This window comes from Spiroplasma endosymbiont of Nephrotoma flavescens (assembly GCF_964030835.1).
Taxonomy (GTDB): domain Bacteria; phylum Bacillota_I; class Bacilli_A; order Mycoplasmatales; family Nriv7; genus Nriv7.
This window is the reverse complement of record NZ_OZ034982.1, coordinates 380,542-404,822: the sequence shown is the minus strand read 5'-3', so window position 1 is coordinate 404,822 and position 24,281 is coordinate 380,542. Positions and strand designations below refer to the sequence as shown.

At 26.5% G+C, this 24,281-nt stretch carries 29 protein-coding genes and 5 tRNA genes; 21 read left to right on the top strand and 13 right to left on the bottom strand.

Annotation, left to right across the window (positions count from 1 at the left end; all coding sequences use genetic code 4):
* Positions 1-27 precede the first annotated feature (27 nt).
* The 6 genes from AAHN02_RS02450 to AAHN02_RS02425 all read right to left on the bottom strand — a co-directional run bounded on the left by AAHN02_RS02450 (position 28) and on the right by AAHN02_RS02425 (position 6,933).
* Complete coding sequence (locus tag AAHN02_RS02450; protein WP_342278056.1) at positions 28-1,533, bottom strand: dicarboxylate/amino acid:cation symporter; 1,506 nt, start codon at positions 1,531-1,533, stop codon at positions 28-30.
* A 25-nt stretch (positions 1,534-1,558) separates the two neighbouring features.
* Positions 1,559-3,091, bottom strand: a complete 1,533-nt coding sequence (gpmI, locus tag AAHN02_RS02445) for a 2,3-bisphosphoglycerate-independent phosphoglycerate mutase (RefSeq protein ID WP_342278055.1) — start codon at positions 3,089-3,091, stop codon at positions 1,559-1,561.
* Positions 3,092-3,123: 32 nt separating this feature from the next.
* Complete coding sequence (locus AAHN02_RS02440) at positions 3,124-3,942, bottom strand: Cof-type HAD-IIB family hydrolase (protein WP_342278054.1); 819 nt, start codon at positions 3,940-3,942, stop codon at positions 3,124-3,126.
* A 26-nt stretch (positions 3,943-3,968) separates the two neighbouring features.
* A complete protein-coding gene (tpiA, locus tag AAHN02_RS02435; RefSeq protein WP_342190066.1) occupies positions 3,969-4,706 on the bottom strand; it encodes a triose-phosphate isomerase in 738 nt (245 codons plus the stop codon).
* A 121-nt stretch (positions 4,707-4,827) separates the two neighbouring features.
* Entirely contained in the window at positions 4,828-6,273 is a 1,446-nt protein-coding gene (locus AAHN02_RS02430; protein WP_342278053.1) for a PTS transporter subunit EIIC, read from the bottom strand.
* Between the two features lie 15 nt (positions 6,274-6,288).
* Positions 6,289-6,933: a hypothetical protein gene (locus tag AAHN02_RS02425; RefSeq protein ID WP_342278052.1), complete on the bottom strand. Its 645-nt coding sequence runs from the start codon at positions 6,931-6,933 to the stop codon at positions 6,289-6,291.
* A 302-nt stretch (positions 6,934-7,235) separates the two neighbouring features.
* On the opposite strand from AAHN02_RS02425, the gene mnmA reads away from it, so the two are divergent.
* The 4 genes from mnmA to AAHN02_RS02405 are packed head-to-tail and all read left to right on the top strand — an operon-like array spanning position 7,236 to position 10,516.
* Entirely contained in the window at positions 7,236-8,375 is a 1,140-nt protein-coding gene (mnmA, locus tag AAHN02_RS02420; protein ID WP_338967488.1) for a tRNA 2-thiouridine(34) synthase MnmA, read from the top strand.
* A gap of 23 nt (positions 8,376-8,398) precedes the next feature.
* Positions 8,399-9,370, top strand: a complete 972-nt coding sequence (gene ftsY, locus AAHN02_RS02415) for a signal recognition particle-docking protein FtsY (RefSeq protein ID WP_338967491.1) — start codon at positions 8,399-8,401, stop codon at positions 9,368-9,370.
* Between the two features lie 7 nt (positions 9,371-9,377).
* Complete coding sequence (gene ylxM / locus AAHN02_RS02410) at positions 9,378-9,704, top strand: YlxM family DNA-binding protein (RefSeq protein ID WP_338967493.1); 327 nt, start codon at positions 9,378-9,380, stop codon at positions 9,702-9,704.
* A gap of 14 nt (positions 9,705-9,718) precedes the next feature.
* On the top strand, positions 9,719-10,516 hold the full coding sequence (locus tag AAHN02_RS02405) for a TIGR00282 family metallophosphoesterase (protein ID WP_342278051.1): 798 nt from the start codon (positions 9,719-9,721) through the stop codon (positions 10,514-10,516).
* 469 nt (positions 10,517-10,985) lie between these two features.
* On the opposite strand, the gene AAHN02_RS02400 is transcribed toward AAHN02_RS02405, so the two are convergent.
* Both AAHN02_RS02400 and AAHN02_RS02395 read right to left on the bottom strand, forming a co-directional pair.
* Positions 10,986-12,083, bottom strand: coding sequence for an integrase core domain-containing protein (locus AAHN02_RS02400; RefSeq protein ID WP_342278050.1), 1,098 nt, complete (start codon positions 12,081-12,083; stop codon positions 10,986-10,988).
* Positions 12,084-12,152: 69 nt separating this feature from the next.
* Positions 12,153-12,290: a hypothetical protein gene (locus AAHN02_RS02395; protein ID WP_342278049.1), complete on the bottom strand. Its 138-nt coding sequence runs from the start codon at positions 12,288-12,290 to the stop codon at positions 12,153-12,155.
* A gap of 303 nt (positions 12,291-12,593) precedes the next feature.
* On the opposite strand from AAHN02_RS02395, the gene AAHN02_RS02390 reads away from it, so the two are divergent.
* Positions 12,594-12,926, top strand: a complete 333-nt coding sequence (locus AAHN02_RS02390; RefSeq protein ID WP_342277312.1) for a hypothetical protein — start codon at positions 12,594-12,596, stop codon at positions 12,924-12,926.
* A gap of 78 nt (positions 12,927-13,004) precedes the next feature.
* Here the strand turns inward: AAHN02_RS02390 and AAHN02_RS02385 are convergent, their stop codons facing one another.
* Positions 13,005-13,949, bottom strand: a complete 945-nt coding sequence (locus AAHN02_RS02385; protein WP_338966716.1) for an IS30 family transposase — start codon at positions 13,947-13,949, stop codon at positions 13,005-13,007.
* 343 nt (positions 13,950-14,292) lie between these two features.
* Here AAHN02_RS02385 and AAHN02_RS02380 point away from each other — a divergent pair, with 343 nt between their 5' ends.
* The gene (locus AAHN02_RS02380) at positions 14,293-14,955 is read left to right on the top strand and encodes a Pr6Pr family membrane protein (protein ID WP_342278048.1); all 663 of its coding nucleotides are present in this window, start codon (positions 14,293-14,295) and stop codon (positions 14,953-14,955) included.
* Positions 14,956-15,104: 149 nt separating this feature from the next.
* Here the strand turns inward: AAHN02_RS02380 and AAHN02_RS02375 are convergent, their stop codons facing one another.
* From AAHN02_RS02375 to AAHN02_RS02365, 3 genes are read right to left on the bottom strand one after another with little or no spacing between them, the layout of a single operon-like run.
* The gene (locus tag AAHN02_RS02375; RefSeq protein WP_342278047.1) at positions 15,105-15,545 is read right to left on the bottom strand and encodes a hypothetical protein; all 441 of its coding nucleotides are present in this window, start codon (positions 15,543-15,545) and stop codon (positions 15,105-15,107) included.
* Positions 15,517-16,491 (bottom strand): Mbov_0401 family ICE element transposase-like protein, encoded by a 975-nt coding sequence (locus tag AAHN02_RS02370; protein ID WP_342278046.1) that lies wholly within the window; start codon positions 16,489-16,491, stop codon positions 15,517-15,519. The genes AAHN02_RS02375 and AAHN02_RS02370 overlap by 29 nt, the downstream gene beginning before the upstream one ends.
* 46 nt (positions 16,492-16,537) lie before the next feature.
* Complete coding sequence (locus AAHN02_RS02365; RefSeq protein WP_342278045.1) at positions 16,538-16,663, bottom strand: hypothetical protein; 126 nt, start codon at positions 16,661-16,663, stop codon at positions 16,538-16,540.
* Between the two features lie 58 nt (positions 16,664-16,721).
* On the opposite strand from AAHN02_RS02365, the gene AAHN02_RS02360 reads away from it, so the two are divergent.
* From AAHN02_RS02360 to AAHN02_RS02345, 4 genes are all read left to right on the top strand, one after another.
* A complete protein-coding gene (locus AAHN02_RS02360) occupies positions 16,722-17,666 on the top strand; it encodes an IS30 family transposase (RefSeq protein ID WP_342278044.1) in 945 nt (314 codons plus the stop codon).
* The gene (locus AAHN02_RS02355; protein ID WP_342278043.1) at positions 17,667-18,077 is read left to right on the top strand and encodes a hypothetical protein; all 411 of its coding nucleotides are present in this window, start codon (positions 17,667-17,669) and stop codon (positions 18,075-18,077) included.
* 573 nt (positions 18,078-18,650) lie between these two features.
* Positions 18,651-18,851 carry a hypothetical protein gene (locus tag AAHN02_RS02350; RefSeq protein ID WP_342264472.1) on the top strand — a complete coding sequence of 67 codons (201 nt, stop codon included), beginning with the start codon at positions 18,651-18,653 and terminating at the stop codon, positions 18,849-18,851.
* A gap of 22 nt (positions 18,852-18,873) precedes the next feature.
* On the top strand, positions 18,874-19,248 hold the full coding sequence (locus AAHN02_RS02345; RefSeq protein WP_342278042.1) for a hypothetical protein: 375 nt from the start codon (positions 18,874-18,876) through the stop codon (positions 19,246-19,248).
* 282 nt (positions 19,249-19,530) lie between these two features.
* On the opposite strand, the gene AAHN02_RS02340 is transcribed toward AAHN02_RS02345, so the two are convergent.
* The gene (locus AAHN02_RS02340; RefSeq protein ID WP_342278041.1) at positions 19,531-20,475 is read right to left on the bottom strand and encodes an IS30 family transposase; all 945 of its coding nucleotides are present in this window, start codon (positions 20,473-20,475) and stop codon (positions 19,531-19,533) included.
* A 339-nt stretch (positions 20,476-20,814) separates the two neighbouring features.
* Here AAHN02_RS02340 and AAHN02_RS02335 point away from each other — a divergent pair, with 339 nt between their 5' ends.
* From AAHN02_RS02335 to AAHN02_RS02285, 11 genes are all read left to right on the top strand, one after another.
* Positions 20,815-21,522: a UPF0236 family transposase-like protein gene (locus AAHN02_RS02335; protein ID WP_342278040.1), complete on the top strand. Its 708-nt coding sequence runs from the start codon at positions 20,815-20,817 to the stop codon at positions 21,520-21,522.
* Between the two features lie 306 nt (positions 21,523-21,828).
* Positions 21,829-21,905, top strand: a tRNA-Ile gene (locus AAHN02_RS02330).
* Between the two features lie 17 nt (positions 21,906-21,922).
* Positions 21,923-22,015 (top strand) — tRNA-Ser (locus tag AAHN02_RS02325).
* A gap of 24 nt (positions 22,016-22,039) precedes the next feature.
* Positions 22,040-22,116: transfer RNA gene (locus AAHN02_RS02320), tRNA-Met, on the top strand.
* Positions 22,117-22,119: 3 nt separating this feature from the next.
* A tRNA-Asp gene (locus AAHN02_RS02315) sits at positions 22,120-22,195 on the top strand.
* A gap of 9 nt (positions 22,196-22,204) precedes the next feature.
* Positions 22,205-22,280: transfer RNA gene (locus AAHN02_RS02310), tRNA-Phe, on the top strand.
* A 205-nt stretch (positions 22,281-22,485) separates the two neighbouring features.
* Positions 22,486-22,674: a hypothetical protein gene (locus AAHN02_RS02305; protein ID WP_342278039.1), complete on the top strand. Its 189-nt coding sequence runs from the start codon at positions 22,486-22,488 to the stop codon at positions 22,672-22,674.
* 558 nt (positions 22,675-23,232) lie between these two features.
* Positions 23,233-23,403 (top strand): hypothetical protein, encoded by a 171-nt coding sequence (locus AAHN02_RS02300; RefSeq protein ID WP_342278038.1) that lies wholly within the window; start codon positions 23,233-23,235, stop codon positions 23,401-23,403.
* 151 nt (positions 23,404-23,554) lie between these two features.
* A complete protein-coding gene (locus AAHN02_RS02295; protein WP_342189656.1) occupies positions 23,555-23,776 on the top strand; it encodes a hypothetical protein in 222 nt (73 codons plus the stop codon).
* Positions 23,776-23,937 carry a hypothetical protein gene (locus AAHN02_RS02290; protein ID WP_338982040.1) on the top strand — a complete coding sequence of 54 codons (162 nt, stop codon included), beginning with the start codon at positions 23,776-23,778 and terminating at the stop codon, positions 23,935-23,937. Before AAHN02_RS02295 ends, AAHN02_RS02290 begins: the two co-directional genes overlap by 1 nt.
* Before the next feature lie 3 nt (positions 23,938-23,940).
* Complete coding sequence (locus AAHN02_RS02285; RefSeq protein ID WP_342189657.1) at positions 23,941-24,171, top strand: hypothetical protein; 231 nt, start codon at positions 23,941-23,943, stop codon at positions 24,169-24,171.
* The last annotated feature ends 110 nt before the right edge of the window (positions 24,172-24,281 follow it).

Here is a 24,281-nt window from a genome sequence, read left to right as displayed (position 1 = left end):
AGGTGTGTTTTGTGAAAAAAATATCGTTTAGTGAATCTTATTTTTATTTTTTTGGCGATTTTTTTTCCGATAATTAAAAAGAATCATTTGCGGTTCAGTAATTTTATTTTGCATTCGGGCCACAATTGTTGTTGCTTGTAAACCACCAGCAACATTAACCGCCGTTCTTCCCATATCAAGAATCCCATCTAGTGCTCCCAAATAAGTATATACCGTACCATAATATGTAGGAAATCCTAACCCCGATAAAACACCAGCAGTAACTAATGGTGCTGTACCAGGAACACCAGCAATTCCTAATGAAGTAATAACGGTAACAATTAATCCCATTAAAAATCAAATCCATACTGAATATTGACTATTAATACTACTAGCACCGTTATAAACAAACATTAAAACAACACCAGCTTGAACACCAGCACATCCAGTTAATCCCATCGTTGAAGATAATGGTAATACTAAGTTTACGGCTTCTTCTTTAATTTTCATATCATCTTTTAAGGCATCAATTGATATAGGAATTGTTGCTTGAAATGATTGCGTTGCAAAGCCTTGAATAACGGGTTTCCAAGCAAATTTTCATCACTGTACGGGATTAATCCCAAAAAATAATATCGTTAATGTATGCCACACTAAACTAATAAATAAACCAATGTACGCTGTTCCCATTACTTTACCAATATCTACTAAGTGGGCAATTGGACCACCAATAATAGCAACTGTTACCATTGACATTACAGCATAGGGCATAAACTTCATAAAAGTCATTAACATTGACATCACAATTTTTCAAAAGCGCTCTAAAGTATCTCTTGAAGTATTCATTTCTCGTTCATACCGTTTGCTTTGCTTTTTAATCGCATATCCAACTAACGCCGCAATAACCATTACTGGAATAATAGCACCCCCAACAAAAGCCCCAATAAAATTTGCTGGCATATAGTTACTAATTACTTCTGGTAATTCCTTAACCGTAGTTTCATCACGCATTCCTTCTGGTTGTAAATTTAAACCACTACCAATGTCTAATACCATACCAACTAAATATGTCACTGTATAAGCAACAGCAACATTAATTAATAAAATAATAATGCCTTTAATTGTCATTGTTGCTAAACCACTAGTATGTGGCTTAGCACCCACCCGAGCAATTGCTAAAAATACAACGGGAACAGATAACATCAACATTCCATTAATAAAAATAGTTTTTAACAATGTTATCCAAGTAATAACTTGATGCAATCAAAGATTGTAATTAGGATTTTCTGTTTTTTTATCCTCTAAGAATTCCTTTCAAATACTAGTAGCGCTATCATCATTAGGAAAACCTAATATCGCTTGAATACCAATTGCAAAGATAACACCACCACCAATAGCAGTAAAAATTCGAAAACTAAATCGCATTTTAGTTAACTTAACTAAAATTCCTAAACTTACAACTAAAACAAGGAAAATTAAAATAATAACTAACGATTGTCAAGTTGAAATACTAAAAAAATCCTTTAAAATGTCAACTTTTTTATCTTCTGGCATATATTTACCTCCCTTCAAAATAAAGTTATTTTTTAATAATTGATTTACTTGTCATTTCATCAGGAATGCTAATTCCTAATAAATCACAAATTGTTGGAGCAATATTTGCTAAACTAATATCGGTATTTGTTACCATTTTTAAATCTGATTTAGTAATAACTAACGGCACTAATTGTGAAGTATGTTTCTTATTAATATCACCCGTCTCATCAATCATAATTTCAGCATTACCATGATCAGCTGTTAATACCATAATGCCCCCTAACGATTTTAATGGTTCATATATTTCTTTTAAACATTTATCAACTACTTGTAATGCTTTAATAGTAGCTAATAAATTACCAGTATGACCTACCATATCAGGATTAGCAAAATTAAGAACAATCAAATCATATTTTTGCATTTTAATTTTACTAATTAATTCCTTAGTAACTTCGTTGGCAGCCATTTCTGGTTTTAAGTCATAAGTGGCAACTCGTGGTGAAGAAACTAATATGCGGTCTTCACCAGAAAACATAATATCTCTGCCACCATCAAAGAAATAAGTAACATGAGCATATTTTTCGGTTTCAGCAATTCGTAATTGTTCTAATCCTTGCTTACTAATTCATTCACCAAGACCATTATTCACATTTTGACTTTGAAAAGCAATTTGATTAGCTTTAACATCAACACTATATTCTGTCATTGTTACAAAAAATAAATTATTACGAACTACTTCTGAATTTCACACATATTCACGATTAGTTATTGCCGCAGCTAATTGAATAGCACGGTCAGGACGGAAATTAGTAAAAATTACACTATCATTATCTTTAATATGACCATCAGCAACTTGTTCATTATATGCCGGAATAATAAATTCATCATTACGAAAACAAGCATATTCATCATCAATATATGTTAAAGGATTACTAAAACTAGCGCCATTCCGTTGCACAATGACATCATACGCTAACTTCATTCGCTCTCATCGTTGGTCACGATCCATTGCGTAATATCTTCCCGAAATACTAGATAAATATCCAACTTGTAATTCATTCATCACCGACATTAACTTTGTTAAGTACTTTTTAGCAACATCCTGTTTAGTATCACGACCATCTAAAATCGCATGCACATAAACATCTTTAAACTGTTGCTCTTTTGCCATTGTCAAAATTGCTAATAAATGATTAATATGCGAATGAACGCCACCATCAGATAATAAACCAATAATATGCAATCGAGAATTATTACTTTTAGCTTGATAAATAGCAGCTAACAGAGCTGGATTTTCATAAAAAGATTTATCACCAATAGCATTATTAATTAGCGATAATGATTGATATAAAATTCTTCCCGCACCAATATGCAAATGGCCCACTTCCGAGTTTCCCATTTGTCCATCTGGTAAACCAACTCATTTTCCTGAAGCATGAATTGCTAATGACGGATAAGTACTTTGTAAATATTTAAAATGTTCCATCTTAGCTTTCGTAACGGCATTAGAAGCTTGTTCAGCAGCAATGCCAAAACCATCTAAAATTGCTAATAATATTGGATTTTTAGTTCTCATCTTTCTCTTTCCTTCTCTTATTTTCATCAATATTATTTTAAAATATATTTAAGTATCGCTTTACCAACACCATTTTTATTATTACTATCACACATATCTGTTGCTACTTTTATTAAATCTGAATAACCATTTTTCATCATTATTCCTAAACCAGCTTTTTGTAACATTTCATAATCATTTAAAGAATCACCAATTGCCATACAATTTTTTAGTTTAAGATGTCATTTATTCACAAGAAACTTTAAAGCTTTAGATTTATCAAAATTTGCTGGCATAATCTCTAAATATTGATATTTTTCTAACGATGACGATGTTATTCTAATTCGTTTATTAGCTTCAATTTCAATTTTAAAATTTTCACAAATCTTATCCTCTAAATCATCTAAACTAATAGTTAATGTATAACAAGCTGGCAATGCTTGGCAATCATTTAAAACCTTTAACTTATATTTAGGATTTATTTTTGCTTCTCGCATAATCGCAACAGATTTTTTTCTTGTATAAGCAGAATTTTTTAAACCATAACCTCAAAAATTCAAATCATATTTTTTAATAATTTCATAAATATATTTTGTATCCTCTTCATTTAAATGAGCATTTCAAATATTCTTTTTAGTTTTTAAATCATAAATAACACAACCATTAAAACAAATAATATGTTGCGCATACTCATCTAACTTTAATTGCTGAGCATATAAAAGTGCTGCACTAGGTGCCCTTCCCGTTACTAAAACAACTTTAATGCCTTTCTCTTGCGCTTGAATAATAGTCTCCCTAGTATCATCTAATATTTTTCCTTTATCAGTTAATAAAGTGCCATCAATATCAATTGCAATTACTTTAATATTCATACTATTTATCACTCCTTAGAAATTAATTAAGAAATTAATTGCAAGAATGAATCCACTTGCAATGATGCACCACCAACCAATGCTCCATCAATATCTGGTTGTTCTAAAAGTGCTTTAATATTATCTGGTTTAACAGAACCACCATATTGAATTCTAATCTTATTACTTAGAGCAACATTATATATTTCCATTATATTTTTACGAATAAACTGACAAACTTGTTGTGCTACTTCTACTGTTGCGGTTTTTCCAGTTCCAATAGCTCAAACCGGTTCATAAGCAATAACAATTTGTTCTAATTGTTTCTCACTAACATTTTCTAATGCTATCTTTAATTGGTGAGCAACAACTACTTCTGTTTGCTTATTAATATATTCTTCTTCCGTTTCACCACAACAAAGAATAATTTTTAAATTATTTTCTAAAGCCTTTAAAACTTTTTTGTTAATAATCTTATTACTTTCATTAAAAAGAATTCTTCTTTCAGAATGCCCTAATACAACATAGGAAACATTCATAGTTTTTAACAATAATGGGGAAACCTCTCCCGTAAATGCACCGTCATTTTCAAAATGACAATTTTGAGCACTAATAATTAATTTACTAGCCTCACGAATAGATGTTTCCAATAAAGGAAAACTAACAGCAATTCCAACATCAATATTCTGATTCATCATTTTCTGTTCAACTTGCAAAATAAAATCTTTTGTTTCATTAATATTTTTATACATTTTTCAATTACCGATAATAATTGGTTTACGCATTTAAATAATTCCTTTCTTAATTGTTTTCCTCTTTGATTATAACATATCTATTTTTGGATATGCTGCCACTAGAAAATCGCAATTTTCAATAAAAAACTTTATCAACAAAAGATAAAGCTTTTTATTTTTTCTTTCTTTTAATTCTTTTTTGAGATTTTAGTTTAGCCTTTTTAGAAGCCTTTTTTGCTTTTTTCAAATCTTGATTATTTTTCTTAATAAGTTTTTTCTCTTTTTTATCTTTGTTTTTATTAGCAGAAACTTTAGTTCGCTGTGCCTTTAATTCAATTTTTTGCTGTAATTTTTCTTGTTGTTGTCGTTTTTTAATTTCAATGCGTTCCTTTTTAAGAAATTTACGATAAATGATTCATTCTTGAATATGTTTCTCTCGCAATCTTTGCTTTTCCTCAATTGAAGCATCATTTTTCTTTAAAATTTGATATTCACTGCGATGCTTATTCCTAATTTCTTGATATCGTAAATCTTGAAAGTTTTTGCCAGTAAAAAAATAATGAATCGCACCTAAATATCCTAAATTAACAGCATTACCATTTTTCTTAGCTATACTATTAGCAATTAATATAAAGGGAACATAAATTACCATCCCTAATATTAAATTAGAAAATACTAAAATAATTGCTTTCCAACTTGATGTTGCTAAAATGGCACCAACGCCCACAGGAGCAAGAAAAGACATTTGCAGTGAAGCATAAGGAACATACCCTAACATCATTCATAATCAAGTTCAAATCACTAATAATACTGGACCAATAACCGCAGGAATAAAAAATATTGGATTTAATATTAAAGGATACGAAAATGTTATCGGATGATTAATATTATATATTGTTGGAACTAATGCCATTTTAGATATTGTTCTTGCTCTTTTATCACGACCAATTAATAATGACACCAACAGTAAAGATAACGACATTCCCCATCCCCCAATAAAAATAAAACTATTGAAAAATGATTCATTAAATATAAATTGCGGTACCAAACCAGCTTTGATTGATGCAGCATTTTGCACAATAGCATATCCTCAAACTGGTCCAAAAATACCATTCATAATGTTTGTTCCTGACAAACCAAAAAATCAAAATAACTGTCCAAAAAATACATAAACAATCGCTAAACCTAAACCAATATTCGGATTAGCAGAAAAATTCATAAAAGGATATGCAAAAAACTTATAAAAAATAGCAACTAAATTTAAAGCATTAATATCAGGTGTAAACAAAGCATAATTATCAAATTTAACTTCATAATTACCTCACATTTCATATCCTTGACCAGTAAACGATAAATATTCAACCTTTTCAAAAACAGCCATTTGGTCTCTTGCTAAAGGAATAACTGTTGAAAATCAAGAATTATCATCAGCTTGAAAAACAAAAACAGCATAAAAAATATTTCCTTCAGTATCTTTAACAATAGCTTTCACCGTATCAGCATCACTTTCTAAATCAAAAAGGCGATTAAATTCTTTCAATACTGCTTGTTGAATCGGAACAGTAATAAACAATTGTGAAACAATAGCAAAAATAACAATAACAATAAGAATTGGCAATAACTTAGCAAATGACTAACTAACAATTAATGCCATTCCTTTTGGCATTTTAATTGCTAACCGATTATTTCGTGATAAAAATAAAAGTAATTCTGCTCCTAAAAATGAAATAATAATTGCTGAAAATAAACCATCAACACCCAAAAACTTTGTGCCAATCTTAACAGGAGTCTGTCAATAAACAGTAATTCCCCCACTAATAAGAAAAACTCCTAATGTTACTAAACCAATAATCACTGCTAATTCTTGATTACGCTTTTTTGCCAATAAATAACCAATTAAAAATGAAACATATGGCGCTAAAATTAAATAAGTAGCACTATAAATTACTCCACCAACAACCTTAAAACTCGTTATTATTTGTTCGCCAATACCAACAAATTCAATAATGTTAGGATTACTAGGAACTACAGAATAAGCATCTGTTCAAACAGCAATTCAATATGCTAATGAACTATTAGTATTGCCAAAAACAGCATTATTAAGAAGCAAAGCAAAAGCACCAGTAATAATTAATGGTATTAATATTGTAAAAGTATTACCAATAACTGACAAATAAGTTTGATTACCCATTTTTTCAGCAAACGGAATAAATCAACGATTAATAAAAGTATGAAGCCAAGATTTTCTTTCTTTCTTTATTAAAGTTTCTGAACTCATTTTATTCACTTTCCTTTAACTTTAATAGCTTACATATTACTCATTATTATATCTAAAAATTATTTTTTAATGCTGAATTATACTTGCACTTACAAGTATAATTCAGCATTAATATTTTGTTTTATTAATTATTTTTCAAGTAAAAAGGTAATAAATTTTTAGTTGCTTTTCTTTCAAAATTATTCAAATCTTTACCCACCTAACAAAACTTTATGCGCCCCCTAATTATAAAAAGATGTAATTTATTGCTATTCGTTGTAAAATTAATAGGAAAAGTTAATAAATTTGAGAAGGTGAAATTGATGAAAGGACGAGTTGTTATTGGTATGAGTGGGGGAGTGGATTCTTCCATTGCGGCATATTTATTAAAACAACAAGGATATGATGTTATTGGATTATTTATGCGTAATTGAGATTCATTAGTAAATAATGATATTTTAGGAAATAAATCGATTAACGATGCTATTTGTCCAATGCAAGTTGATTATTTAGATGCTAAAAAAGTTGCTGAACAATTAAATATTGATTTATATCGTATTAATTTTGTTGAGGAATATTGACAATATGTGTTTACTTATTTTTTAGAAGAATATAAAAAAGGACGCACCCCTAATCCTGATATTTTATGTAATAAATATATTAAATTTTCTGCTTTTTTAAATTATGCATTGGAAAAGTTAAATGCTGATTATATTGCTATGGGACATTATGCTAAAGTTAAATATAATGATGAAACAAAAAAATATGAATTATTAAAAGCCAAGGATGAAACAAAAGATCAAACTTATTTTTTATCACAATTAAATCAAGAACAGTTAGCAAAAACTATTTTTCCTTTAGGCGATATTAAAAAAGTGGAAGTTAGGCAATTAGCTAAGAAATTAAATTTAGTAACAGCTAATAAAAAAGATTCAACAGGAATTTGTTTTATTGGTAAAAGGAATTTTAAACAATTTTTACAAAATTATATTCCTGCCCAAGTTGGTAATATTGTTGATATTAAAAGTAATAAAGTTATTGGGACGCATCAAGGGATTATGTATTATACGATTGGTCAAAGAAAGGGCATTGATTTATCAGGAATGAATAATCGTTATTTTGTTGTTGGTAAAGATTATCATCAAAAAATTCTTTTTGTTGCTAGTGGCAGTGATAAGGAATGATTATGAGCTAATGGTTGTTTAGTTACTGATGTTAACTGAATTAATAATTCTTTACCATTATTAAATTTACCGATTACAGCAAAGTTTCGTTATCAACAAATTTCTTATGATGTCAAATTATTATTATTAGATAATAATTGTGTTAATGTTGTTATTGCAAATAAGGTAAGAGCTCTTACTCCAGGGCAAGTTGCAGTATTTTATCAAGGTGATGTTTGTTTAGGTAGTGGAGTAATTGATCAAGTATTTAATGATGATAAATTATTAAATTATTTATAAGTTATGCATATTAGGAGGAATTAATGTTAAAAAAATTAAAAGATAAAATTTTATCTAAAAGCTCTTTAAAATATGAAAAAGGGTTGAATAAATCCCGAAAATCCTTTTTACAAAAATTACAGATTTTAGTTACTAAGCATCGTGTTATTGATGAAACATATTTTGAAGAATTAGAAAATACATTAATTTTAGCTGATGTTGGCGTTAAAATGGCATTGCAAATTGTTAATGAAATTAAAAATGAAGTTAGAATTAATAATATTAAGGATCCTGAAATAATTAATGAACTTATTATTGATAAGATGTTTGCTATTTATGCTAGTAATTCGTTTATTACAACGACTTTAAATGTTTTGGATAATCAATTAAATGTTATTTTGGTTGTTGGTGTTAATGGTGCTGGTAAAACAACATCAATTGCTAAATTAGCTTATTTGCTATTACAACAAAATAAAAAAGTTTTATTAGTAGCAGGGGATACTTTTAGAGCTGGTGCTGTTGAACAATTATCGCAATGAGCAAAACGCTTGCAAGTGCCAATTGTGGTGCCTAGTAAAGAACAACAAGATCCTGCTAGTGTTATTTATACGGGTATTAAAAAAGGTCAAGAATTAGAAGTTGATGTTGTTCTTTGTGATAGTGCGGGCAGGTTACAAACTAAAACTAATTTAATGAATGAATTAAATAAAATATATAAAGTTATTCAAAAGGTAATCATTGATGCCCCCCATGAAACATTATTAGTAGTTGATGCCACAACGGGACAAAATGGCATTTCCCAAGCACAAAATTTTACCGAGGTAGCCCCAGTTACAGGAATTATTTTAACCAAGATGGATGGTTCTTCTAAGGGAGGAATTATTTTAGCGATTAAAGAAAGTTTAAATATTCCTGTAAAATATATTGGTCTTGGTGAAAAACTTGATGACTTGGAAGAATTTGATTTAGAACAATATATTCAAGGATTAACAACAAAAGAAGTTACTAGTAGATAGGATAAGGATGAAAATGTGAGATATTAGTAAGACTAATGAATTAAATTTATTATATGATTTATATAGTAAGTTATTAACACCGAAACAGCAAAAATACTTTTCGCTTTATTTAATGGAAAATTTTTCATTACAAGAGATTGCTAATGAATTAAATGTTTCGCGTAGTGCTGTTCACGATGCGATTAGTAAGATAATTAATATCCTAAATACTTATGAAGAAAAGATGCAGTTATTAGCAAAAGATATTCGTCGAAAAACATTATATGCATATTATGAAAATGAAACGGAAGCAAATGTGGAAATGTTAATTGCTGAGTTAAGAAAAATTGATTAGAAAGAAGGAAAAATATGAATATTTTAGTTATTGGTGATATTTATGGTCAAGTTGGTCGTAGTATTTTAGAAGAATATTTAGCATCATTAAGAAAAGATTATCAAATTGATTTTGTCATTGTTAATGGAGAAAATATTAGTCATGGAAAATCAATGATTAAAGAGCATTATAATTTTTTAAAGCGAATTAAGGTTGATGTGATTACGGGTGGTAATCATACATTTGATAAGCCGGATATGTTAGATTTAATCATTGATAATGATGATATTTTACGACCATTAAATAGTAATCCTTACCATTCTGGTAAAGGTTCTTCAATATTTACTGTTAAAGATAAGAAAATTCGCGTTACCAATTTAATTGGTAATGCTTTTATGGGTTCATCACAAAATGCATATTTTGAAATGGATACGCTCTTAAAAGAAGATGACAGTGATATTCACTTAGTTGATTGTCATGCTGAAGCAAGTGCTGAAAAAATTGCTTTAGCTTGAAATTATGATGGTAAGATTACAGCATTATGAGGAACGCATACGCATGTACAAACTAATGATGCGAGAATTTTGCCAAAAGGAACAGGATTTATTACTGATATTGGAATGACGGGAGCTTATTATTCAATTATTGGTGCTAATCCAACGGAAGTTATTTATCGTCAGAAAAATAATTTGCCAATTAAATTTAAACCAGCAATTGGTGAGGGGCAAATTAATGGTATTGTTTTATTTATTGATGATATTATTAATAAAGTTATAAAAATTGAAAATATTAATATTAATCCACACAAAGAATATCCTAAGGTTATTAAATAATTATGATTTTTATTAATTTTTTACGAAATTATTGAATGTGATTTTTACTAGCATTTATCGTTGTTTTTGTTTTATATTTTATTTTCCGTCGAATTTATAATTTATTAAGAATTAGTGTTAGCGAAGTTTTATCAATTCAAAAACCCGAAATTAGAAAGCATTCATTAATAATGAGTGATTGCTTTTCCTTGTCGGCTAATTATCAAGTTGATATTAATAAAAACAAATTAATTATTTTTGTTCATGACTTTTTCAATAGTAAAGCTGATTTTAAGTTTGTAATATACCACAGACTTATGACAAGCACAAGAGGGTTTTTAAAAAAGGGATGATAAATTATAAAATACTGCAGAAAATTTTTAAAAATAGTTTATATTGCCAAATTGTAAAGTTAAGTGCAACTAAATTATTTTTCTAACCAAATATTCGATTGGCGAAAGATAATTTAGTATTTTTCTTGGTCTTTGGTTTAAAGACAATATAAATTTATGAACTGCATTTTTAGTAGTGTTTGAAATGGGGTTTTAGTGTTTAATGATGAATGACGGCGTTCAAAATTATAAAAGTAATAATATTTGTTTAAATAATGTTGAAGTTCGTTTTGGTTTAATTTTTTATCCTTGGCATAAAATAATTTAGTATAATGTTGGTGGAATCGTTCAATCTTTCCATTAGATTGAGGCGAACGAATTGGTGTCGTTTCGTGAACAATTCCACTCTTTGAAAGAAAGGTCGTAAAAGGCCTTTCTTTTACTTTGTATGATTTTTTATTACTTCAGTTAGTAGTAGTAAATTCCGGAGCGTTATCAGTACGAAGGCGTTTAATGATTATGCCAAGTTCGCCTAAATCTTTTATTGCTCTTCGCGCCGCATTAATGGCATTGTTAGTTCCCAAACTATCATAAACATAACCAAATACTATGCGTGTCATTTCGTCAATGAAATCATAAATGTAATATTTTTTATCAACCGGAAAATTTGATGTAGTAATGATTTTGGCATCCATTTGTAAAAGACCGATATCGGAAACTTCATAACACTTAAAATGGCGTTTAGTTTGTTTGATTTGTTGTTTTAATTCTTTTCAACGATGGTCAGATTTAATTCAACGATAAAAAGTTTTGATGTTTTTAGGAACTTCTGAATTTTTAATATCGTGAAAACCGATTTTTAAATTGTTAAATAAAGACCACATTCCGCCGGCTTGAAGATTTTTGTAATCAAAATATAAATCACATACTTTTTCACGAGAATTTAAACTATATTGATAATTAAGGTTTTGTGGTTTTGTAGTTTTAAACAATAACAAATCTAAATTGTCAGAATAATAAGCAATCATAATTTTTTGTGCCCAGCGATAAAAGGTTTTTATCGCTCCTTTAAAATATTTTTTAATAAGTTTTGTTAAAGTAGTTTCTTCAATATAGAAATAAGTACATAAATTTAAATAGGCAGTAATGCGTTTTTTAGTTTTATAGTAATAAGGATTACGGCAATTAGCACTTAGTCAACTTTGTACTTTTGCTTTTAAATCGGCTAAATCAGCCTGGCAAATAACATATTTCATTTTTAAAACTCCTTAAAGTAAGAAAACCGTATTACAAAAATACGATTTTCAATAATATTTATTAAATTACTAATTTTTATTAGGTATTTCAGCAAAGAATGAAGTTATTAAATATTGACTAAAACCTAAATCTTTATTTTTAGAAAATGTAATTTTAACATTAACAATTTTATCAATAGTATATTTATTACTTTCTGTAGAAACCATATACATATGACAAGATTTTGGTTTCTATAAACTTGCTGTTAATTAATAAATAAATACGAGCTCATTTATTTATTACAAGAAATATAAGGTTAAATTAATATTTATTATTTTTAATTATGCTTTGTATTTTTTTTGTGTCTTGTTGTTGATAAACTAAGTTTTTTAGTAAACGAAGTTTACTAACAAGTTATGTTAATTTAGTTTAAAGAAAGAGTTTAAAGAGAAATATATTGAACTAAGTTAAAAGACTAAGTTAAATATAACTAAGTTAATATAACTAAATATTGTAAGGGTGGTATGTATATGAGAAATATTGAAAATATTTTTTTAAATACTGAAAAATATCTTTTGAAAGAAACGCAAAATGCAGTACTTATTAAAGCACCAGCAATTCCCTGATTGTATGAACCTACTGGTATTTGGTTTTCAAAACGATTTGTTTATAAAGGAAAATATGAGAATTCTATTTGTATCGGAATAATTAAAGATTGTGAGTATCAGTTGGTTTTAGTTAATAATAAGAAAGGTCAAGAATCTAGTTTGATTTTAGGTCATGAGTTGTTAGGTTTTTTTGTTGCGGAGAAAGAGATTGCTAAAAAGGATGTAAGTTTTAATTATTTTAAAAATTCATTTTAAAGGTGTTTTAAGGCATTTTAAGAATAGAGGTAAAGAAAAAAAATAGTTTAAAAAGCCAAATTGTAAAGTTAAGTGCAACTAAATTATTTTTCTAACCAAATATTCGATTGGCGAAAGATAATTTAGTATTTTTCTTGGTCTTTGGTTTAAAGACAATATAAATTTATGAACTGCATTTTTAGTAGTGTTTGAAAAATTAAATTTTTTAGGAAATTTTTCTCTAATTAAACCATTAGTATTTTCATTAGTACCTCTTTGTCAAGGTGAATATGCATCAGCAAAATAAATTTTCACATTTAAATTTTTTTCAAGTTGTTGTCAATTAGCAAATTCTTTACCCCTATCAAATGTTATAGTCTTAACAAGATTATTTGGAAGAATTGATAAATAATGACTAATATTTTTGTTAATAACTTTAGTAGTTCTATTTTCAACTAATATTGCTAAAGTAAATCTTGATGTTCTTTCAACTAAAGTTATTAAACATGATTTACTTTTACCTCGTGATGATACTACAGTATCCCCTTCTCAATGGCCAAGAGTTATGCGATTATTAACATTTCGTTCTTTAATGGATTTACCATTAAATTTACCCCGATTTTCTTGAGATTTTCGTTTCTTACCTTTTCTTCTTAAATTTTTACTAGTAACCTTTTCAAGTAATCCAGAATAAATTCAATTGTAAATTGTTTTAAAACTAATAATTCATTCTTGATGAAAATTTTTAATTCTGCCATAAATTTGTTCAGGCGATCAACCTAATAATAATTTTTGTTGTACATATTTTACTAATTCTCTATTTTTAAATTTATGAAAATAAACATGTAATTGTTTTCTATTTTCTGCTTTATTTTGTGCAATTAATGAAAAATAATGATTATTATCTTTATTTCTATTAACTTCTCGATTAATAGTACTAATACTTCGATTAAGATTTTTAGCTATTTCACTAATTTTTACTTTAAATTTCAATTGATTCTCAATATAAATTCTTTCATCTATGCCAAGATGTTTGTATCCCATATAAAAACTCCTTAAATTTACTTTTTCTAAAATAAACTTAGCATCATGAAATTTTTATATGAAATCTTTTGCAATTTTATTTACTTGCACTTACAAGTATAATTCAGCATTTTTAAACCATCCCTTCTTTTTTAATTTTATTATCTATAATTATATTCAATAAACAATATAATGCAATAATAGCAAAATTTTAAAACAATCCGTTGTCTAATTTTGATATAATATTTTTAATTAAAAAAAATCTACGGAGGGTCTTATGAAACCAACACGAGGAAAACTAATCTTTAAAATATTTGCTTTCATATTTACAATAGCATTTTTAATTGCTACATATATTAATTCAATGGTATTAAAATTATGAGTACCTAAATCTGACTTACCATTTCTATATGGCGATTTTACAGTTCAGTATTTATCTTTTTTTACTACGCAATCAAATATCATTGTTGCCATATGATTTCTATTAGCAACAATTAATTATCAAAATGAAGATAAAAATATTTTAACAGGACAAACAAGCAAACTTTTCATAACTAGTTATATTTCCGTAACTTTTTTTGTTTGACTTACAGTCCTAATGCCCACCGCTTTTAAAGATATGGGAATAAATGCCTGAATTTATGGCGTTGCCCAACACATTATTGTCCCTTTATTAATGATTATTTATGGCATCTGAAATATTGGCAGTAATAAAATTGAATTAAATAACTATTTTAAAAAAAATATCTGAATATACTTAAGTTATCCATTAACATACATTATCTATGTTATGCTTCGTGGCGAAATGCGCTGAGCAGATGGTAAAGAAAACTTATCATACCCCTACTTTTTCTTAAACCTTCATAATAAAAATTTTGGAATGAATGGGGTTTTAGTATTTGTTATCTTTGCAACTTTAATTTTATTTTTATTTATTGTATTTAACTTACTATACATATTTATTAACAATTTTAAAAATAAAAAAAGGTCGCGTTTAGTTTTCTTAGGTATTGCTTTGAAGAAGTAAAACAATCAGCTAATTATATTATTTAATTACTAAACTAACCCTGCCTTTCTTGTTGTTGTCATTTTTATTCATTACCATTTTATCATATTATTGAATTTTTACACAATGAAAAATTATTAATTTTATTAAATTTTAACTAATATTTTTGCTTACTTAAATCTATTATATTTATTTGTTATAGCATTACCTTTATAATTAATTCAACTATCATCATTTTTATTATTATATTTATTTCATAATGACTTTTTATATATTTCTTTTCTGATTTCTATTTCTGAATTAATATTTTCATTAATATAATGTAATACATTTAATTTGTTTAAATTTGCCATTTTTAAATGTAATAAGTTATTTAAATTCTTATGATTATATATTTTTGCTCCATATCCTAATTGTTGTTTTATTAAATGCGATACATCGCTTTCAATGCTACAACCGATATTTCATTCTAAATTTTGGTTATGAATACCTTGCTTATTATTACTGAAATAATTACTCGCTTTTCTTAAATTTGTTTTAATATCTTTATTTAATTCATTTTTAGCGACATTACGAATGTTTTTAATTAATTCTTGATAAATGATTTCCATCCTTATATAATTTAATTCAACTATTTAGTGTTACTTTACGATTTTCAAAAATAATATTAAATGCCGTTTGTTTTAATTTTTTAATAGCGTGATAACCATCTAAAATATATCTAATATTACCAAAACTATTAGCAATTTCTCTAATTCAAGCATCACCATCGCCACAAACAATTATTTTGTCATAATTAATATTAACATAATGTTTTTGCAATTCTTTAATTAATAAATCACGATAATCCATCGTATTTATTCGTTTACCAATTTTTAACATTAGAAAATGACCTCGTTTATTTTCTAATTCTCTACGAGCATTTTTGTAATTTTTTTCTTTATGTCCGGTATGAAAAGTAACTAAACGAATTCTTTGGTCTTGTTTAACTTTATGGTCTAATGTTGCTAAAAATGTCTCATCTAGTTGAATATATAAATCCTTATTTTTGACATTAATTCTAGTTTTAATTTCTTTTTCTGCTAATTGAAAATATTCAGCAATATTATATTTATTTAAAATACTAGAAATACTAGCTTTTGAAATATAACAATGATTTAGAGCATCTAAAACATCGTGATAGCGTTTACCGTCACCTAAAAGACTTAAAACTTTAAATTGGACATCAAAATAAATGCGTTGTTTGGGTAATAAACCAATTTCTTTATCTAACAAACATACATATTCAAATTTCCCTGATTTTTGATTTCAATATTTATATCGGCGTCGTTTAAAAGTAACATCACCAAAAATTGTAATAATTGTTCTTGATGCAAAATGAACTACTTTATAACCTTGTTTTAAGCGATAATGATATTTATATAAATATTCATCTAATTTCTCGTATTCATTAGCTAGTTGTTCGCATTTGTTGATGTACATATTTTTATGAGTTGCAAATAAACTGAATCAATTTTTATTTTCTGGGGTTTTTAAATTATTATTAATTTTTAACATAATAAATTACCTTTCTTAATAGTAATTTTAATAAAGTTTAGTTAACTTATTTTTCTACTTTAATGAAAAATGTTTTTTTAGAACTAGTATTCAATATCCTGAAAAAATGATGGAAATTATTAGCTGAATTATACTTGTAAGTGCAAGTAAATAAAATTGCAAAAGATTTCATATAAAAATTTCATGATGCTAAGTTTATTTTAGAAAAAGTAAATTTAAGGAGTTTTTATATGGGATACAAACATCTTGGCATAGATGAAAGAATTTATATTGAGAATCAATTGAAATTTAAAGTAAAAATTAGTGAAATAGCTAAAAATCTTAATCGAAGTATTAGTACTATTAATCGAGAAGTTAATAGAAATAAAGATAATAATCATTATTTTTCATTAATTGCACAAAATAAAGCAGAAAATAGAAAACAATTACATGTTTATTTTCATAAATTTAAAAATAGAGAATTAGTAAAATATGTACAACAAAAATTATTATTAGGTTGATCGCCTGAACAAATTTATGGCAGAATTAAAAATTTTCATCAAGAATGAATTATTAGTTTTAAAACAATTTACAATTGAATTTATTCTGGATTACTTGAAAAGGTTACTAGTAAAAATTTAAGAAGAAAAGGTAAGAAACGAAAATCTCAAAAAAATCGGGGTAAATTTAATGGTAAATCCATTAAAGAACGAAATGTTAATAATCGCATAACTCTTGGCCATTGAGAAGGTAATACTGTAGTATCATCACAAGGTAAAAGTAAATCATGTTTAATAACTTTAGTTGAAAGAACATCAAGATTTACTTTAGCAATATTAGTTGAAAATAGAACTACTAAAGTTATTAACAAAAATATTAGTCATTATTTATCAATTCTTCCAAATAATCTTGTTAAGACTATAACATTTGATAGGGGTAAAGAATTTGCTAATTGACAACAACTTGAAAAAAATTTAAATGTGAAAATTTATTTTGCTGATGCATATTCACCTTGACAAAGAGGTACTAATGAAAATACTAATGGTTTAATTAGAGAAAAATTTCCTAAAAAATTTAATTTTTCAAACACTACTAAAAATGCAGTTCATAAATTTATATTGTCTTTAAACCAAAGACCAAGAAAAATACTAAATTATCTTTCGCCAATCGAATATTTGGTTAGAAAAATAATTTAGTTGCACTTAACTTTACAATTTGGCAAAATGATTAATAATTCTAATTTAAATCAAACTAATATTGGCCCTAATGGATTAATGAAAGCAGGACTAATTATAACGATTATTAGTTCGGGATTTATTTTATTTTTTGCTCTAATTTCATTGGCGTATACTTTAATTGGAGCTGGAGTTGTTGGATTTATTGGTTTTAGTGGATTTATATTTGGCGTATTTTGAATTATTAATGTTATTTTAGTAATTTTGGCAGTGATGGCGATAGTAACTAATAGTTTAGTATTAGTTAAAAAGAGTCAAAATTATATTTTGGCAGGTATTTTTGGAATTTTTTCTGGTTTTATTGGTGGCATTTTAGTTCTTTGTGGTAAATTTGAATCTTTAGCAAGTCCTGAATCTAATATGAATTCTTAGAATATTAAATAGAAATAGTAAACTTTATTTATTTATCTTGGTGGGCGCATAAAGTTTTGTTAGGTGGGTAAAGATTTGAATAATTTTGAAAGAAAAGCAACTAAAAATTTATTACCTTTTTACTTGAAAAATAATTAATAAAACAAAATATTTAATATTAACAAACATATTCTTAATAAAAGGTTATAAAAACTAAGTAAAATGCTTATAAAAACAACATTAAAATAATTTTTTACAACAAAAATCATACATAAGAAATATATACTTAATTTGCATATTGAAATAATTTATAGTAAATGACTATTTTTTCTTTTTTAAAAAATACCTAAGAAAACTAAACGCGACCATATTCAACTAATATTTCCTTTATTCTTAACGCTGGCTGTAGAATTTCTTATGGCAATTATTCTAGGTTTTGGTAGTCAACAAGTTAATTTAGAAAAACAACGCCAATATGCCATTAAAAATAGTAGTCGTTTAAGTGCGTGAGGAAAAGTTAAAAAATAAATACAACCAATAAATCCAAATAAAATTAATTGAAAACAAAAAAATAAAAAAACTGTTCTTGGATTATTGGCTGGTAGTCATTTTGAAACTTTAACGAACTATATTAGCGAGGGGCTTGCCAATTTCCAAAAATTTATTACTAGCAATTTAACAATTTTAGAACTATTTAAACCAATGGCTCGGACATTTTCGCAACACCCAATTTTTACCATTCTTGGTGTCACTTGTGTACTTATTGCTTTATTTATTGTGATTAAAGGACGATAAAAAATATGAAAGGAAAATAAAAATGAAAAAACTTTTAAGCAAATTATTTAAAAAAGATAATTCAAAAGAAAAATTGCTATTAAAAATAAGAATTAAAAATTCTTTTAAAAAGCAATGGTTAAAAATAGCATTGAGTATCATTTTTATCTTTATAAGCTTATTAATTTGTGCATTAACAGCAATCGATACTAAATGAATAACTGGAACAAGTGATGAATTTAATAATTTTATGAATAAAGAAATGGTTGGTTTCTTTGGCAAATTTAATAGTGGTATTATGCTGGCAGGAATATTTGTTTTTTGATGAGGCGGAGCAATATATTTTGCAATTAAATTTGAAAAATTAATCCGCTTGATTATTCAATTATTCAGAAAGTTAAAGCAAAAAGAGCCTTAAAAAATGAAACTAAACAAGTTAATTAATTTTTTAAAAAGATATTGATGAATAATAATTAATTACATTATATTCATATCTTTAAGTATACTTTTATTGTTACATACAGATATTGAAAATTTGCAACAATTTATTAAAAATTTTGGAGCAATTGGTAAGTTAATGATTATAGGTTATTCCTTAGTATGAGTAACCATAACAGAAATAATAAACTGTTTAATTCGTTTTATATTAAAAAAAATTAAAACTAAAAGAATAGAAACCAAATTGTAAAGTTAAGTGCAACTAAATTATTTTTCTAACCAAATATTCGATTGGCGAAAGATAATTTAGTATTTTTCTTGGTCTTTGGTTTAAAGACAATATAAATTTATGAACTGCATTTTTAGTAGTGTTTGAAAAATTAAATTTTTTAGGAAATTTTTCTCTAATTAAACCATTAGTATTTTCATTAGTACCTCTTTGTCAAGGTGAATATGCATCAGCAAAATAAATTTTCACATTTAAATTTTTTTCAAGTTGTTGTCAATTAGCAAATTCTTTACCCCTATCAAATGTTATAGTCTTAACAAGATTATTTGGAAGAATTGATAAATAATGACTAATATTTTTGTTAATAACTTTAGTAGTTCTATTTTCAACTAATATTGCTAAAGTAAATCTTGATGTTCTTTCAACTAAAGTTATTAAACATGATTTACTTTTACCTCGTGATGATACTACAGTATCACCTTCTCAATGGCCAAGAGTTATGCGATTATTAACATTTCGTTCTTTAATGGATTTACCATTAAATTTACCCCGATTTTCTTGAGATTTTCGTTTCTTACCTTTTCTTCTTAAATTTTTACTAGTAACCTTTTCAAGTAATCCAGAATAAATTCAATTGTAAATTGTTTTAAAACTAATAATTCATTCTTGATGAAAATTTTTAATTCTGCCATAAATTTGTTCAGGCGATCAACCTAATAATAATTTTTGTTGTACATATTTTACTAATTCTCTATTTTTAAATTTATGAAAATAAACATGTAATTGTTTTCTATTTTCTGCTTTATTTTGTGCAATTAATGAAAAATAATGATTATTATCTTTATTTCTATTAACTTCTCAATTAATAGTACTAATACTTCGATTAAGATTTTTAGCTATTTCACTAATTTTTACTTTAAATTTCAATTGATTCTCAATATAAATTCTTTCATCTATGCCAAGATGTTTGTATCCCATATAAAAACTCCTTAAATTTACTTTTTCTAAAATAAACTTAGCATCATGAAATTTTTATATGAAATCTTTTGCAATTTTATTTACTTGCACTTACAAGTATAATTCAGCATATATAATATTGCTGAATATTTTCAATTAGCAGAAAAAGAAATTAAAACTAGAATTAATGTCAAAAATAAGGATTTATATATTCAACTAGATGAGACATTTTTAGCAACATTAGACCATAAAGTTAAACAAGACCAAAGAATTCGTTTAGTTACTTTTCAAACCGGACATAAAGAAAAAAATTACAAAAATGCTCGTAGAGAATTAGAAAATAAACGAGGTCATTTTCTAATGTTAAAAATTGGTAAACGAATAAATACGATGGATTATCGTGATTTATTAATTAAAGAATTGCAAAAACATTATGTTAATATTAATTATGACAAAATAATTGTTTGTGGCGATGGTGATGCTTGAATTAGAGAAATTGCTAATAGTTTTGGTAATGTTAGATATATTTTAGATGGTTATCACGCTATTAAAAAATTAAAACAAACGGCATTTAATATTATTTTTGAAAATTGTAAAGTAACACTAAATAGTTGAATTAAATTATATAAGGATGGAAATCATCAAGAATTAATTAAAAACATTCGTAATGTCGCTAAAAATGAATTAAATAAAGATATTAAAACAAATTTAAGAAAAGCGAGTAATTATTTCAGTAATAATAAGCAAGGTATTCATAACCAAAATTTAGAATGAAATATCGGTTGTAGCATTGAAAGCGATGTATCGCATTTAATAAAACAACAATTAGGATATGGAGCAAAAATATATAATCATAAGAATTTAAATAACTTATTACATTTAAAAATGGCAAATTTAAACAAATTAAATGTATTACATTATATTAATGAAAATATTAATTCAGAAATAGAAATCAGAAAAGAAATATATAAAAAGTCATTATGAAATAAATATAATAATAAAAATGATGATAGTTGAATTAATTATAAAGGTAATGCTATAACAAATAAATATAATAGATTTAAGTAAGCAAAAATATTAGTTAAAATTTAAAAAATTAATAATTTTTCATTGTGTAAAAATTCAATAATATGATAAAATGGTAATGAATAAAAATGACAACAACAAGAAAGGCAGGGTTAGTTTAGTAATTAAATAATATAATTAGCTGATTGTTTTACTTCTTCAAAGCAATACCTAAGAAAACTAAACGCGACCTATCTTGGTTTATTGCTTGCAAACTTGCATTATTTTTATTATAATTTATTTTGTTTAAGATTAGTGACAATTTTATTGATTTAAACAACCAATTAAATATAAGTTAGTTTTGCTATTGGACCCTTAGCTCAGTTGGTTAGAGCATCCGGCTCATAACCGGATGGCCGTAGGTTCGAGCCCTACAGGGTCCACCATTATGGTATTATTTTATGGAGGTGTACCCAAGCCTGGTTGAAGGGGGCGGTCTTGAAAACCGCAAGGAGTATAAAAACTCGCAGGGGTTCGAATCCCTTCACCTCCACCATTAGTAATTATTAACGAAACATATCGCGGGATAGAGCAGTCTGGTAGCTCATCAGGCTCATAACCTGAAGGTCGGAGGTTCAAATCCTCCTCCCGCAACCAATTGGTCCCGTGGTGTAGTGGTTAACATGCCTCTCTGTCACAGAGGAGATCGAGGGTTCAATTCCCTTCGGGACCGCCAGTTAGTTAGGGTTCGGTAGCTCAGTCGGTAGAGCACTTGATTGAAGCTCAAGGGGTCGGCGGTTCGATTCCGCCCCGAACCACCATTAGACTATGAATTAAAATTTAAAAAAGCATTAACTGGTTTTTTTAAAATAGTTGAAGAAACCCAAAATAAATCTAATTTAAGTAGTTTTTGTAATTAATTACAAAAACTACTTTTTAATATTATGATATTTCATTTTTACTAATAAAAAAGACTTTTTATCATCTTTAAGATAAAATAATAATTAGAGAAAGGAGAATAAACTAATGATTTATACAATTACTTTTAATCCAGCAATTGACTATACAATAAAAGTAGACAATTTTACTGTTGGCAATACTAATCGTTGTTATGAAGAATATTTGCAGTCTGGTGGTAAAGGTATTAACTGTGCTATTATTCTTACCCGATTGGGAATAAAAACTATTACAAGCGGATTTTTAGCTACTAACTAATAATGAGTTAATTTTACAAAAGTTAAAAGAAGAAAATATTCTTGCTAGGGCGCATAAAGTTTTGTTAGGTAGGTAAATATTTGAATAAGTATTAAGGCAGTCAGCAATGATTGTCTTTTTATTTTATAAGGTGTTAAAAATTTGTTCTTTGAAAATTAAATACAAGTGAATTAATAATGTTGGTATGTATTAAAGCACGATAAATTGTGGGTGGTCGCCATAAACCAAAAGAAGTTTACCAGTTAATAGATAACACCCTATTAGCTATAGCAATTTGTTTCATTTTGCAATAAAAAAATGAATGGGTGGATTTCCTAAAAATATACACGCTATTAAATTAGTTCCAAGGGTAGGATGCGGATGTTAAAGTGTAGAAATTTCTATATAGGGGATATACTAAGTTTAAAATTATTAAAATCTTTATCTAATTAAAAAACAAAATTTAATAACAAAGCTTGTTAAACACTTAAATCTGCGATATATAAGTGTTTAAAAAACTAAGTTAACTAACAACTTAGTTAATACAACTTAGTTTATTCATAAGAAAGGTAATTTACTATGAAAAACATTGAAAACATTTTCTTAAATACTAAGAAGTATCTTTTAAAAGAAACGCAATATTTATTAAAGCGCCAAAAATTCCGTGATTTAATAAACAAATCGGCATTTGGTTTCCAAAGCGATTTGTTTATAAAGGAAAATATGAAAATTCAATTTGCATTGGAATAATAAAAGATAGTAAATATCAAGTAATTTCAATTAATCAACAAGAGCAAGAAACCAAGTTAATTAAAGGACAAGAATTATTAAGTTTCTCCATTGCCGAAAAATAAAACAACAAAAAAGATATAAATTATAACTATTTTAAAGGAGTTTAAAAATGAATATTGCAATTGGACTAATATTTATTATCATTTGCATAATGTTGATGGCATATTTTGCTTATAAAATTTATGCCAAAATAAAAATTAGAATTAAATATAAAAATGCCATTAAAAATAATACTGGTAATTTCACAAAAGACGAGAAAGTATTTATTGCTCGCTTTGAAGAATGAGTTAAAGCCCCCAATTCAAAAGAAAATAACAAGGATAAAAAATAATGTTTTGAGAAATTATTATGGAGTTCTTAAAACTGTTTGTTCCGATAGAAAAAATGCCTGCACAAGTTGCGTTTATTGCCGGATTAATTATTATCATTACTTTTCTTTTCGCATTAATTTCAATTATGTATTTACCAATAAAAATGATTTTTGGTAGATAGAAAATGACAATAAACTTAAAAGAATTTAATTGAGAACAAATTAAACAAACTTTCTGAGATTTATTTATTCAAATTACAACTATTCCCGCTCATATTACTGGTAGTAAAGAAATTAATTTAACCGAAGCGCCACTTTGACTTTTAATAGCAAACATTGCTTTTTGATTATTAACAGCGATTATAGTGTGATTTATTCTAATGTTACTTTGAAAAACCATATCAGTATTTAGATAAATACAAAATTAATGTCAAGAAGTTACATCGTGATGCATTCTGGAAGAAAATCAAAATTAATTAGGAAAAAATACAATCGTTTTAAGGTTAACCACAGTTTTAATAAGTTT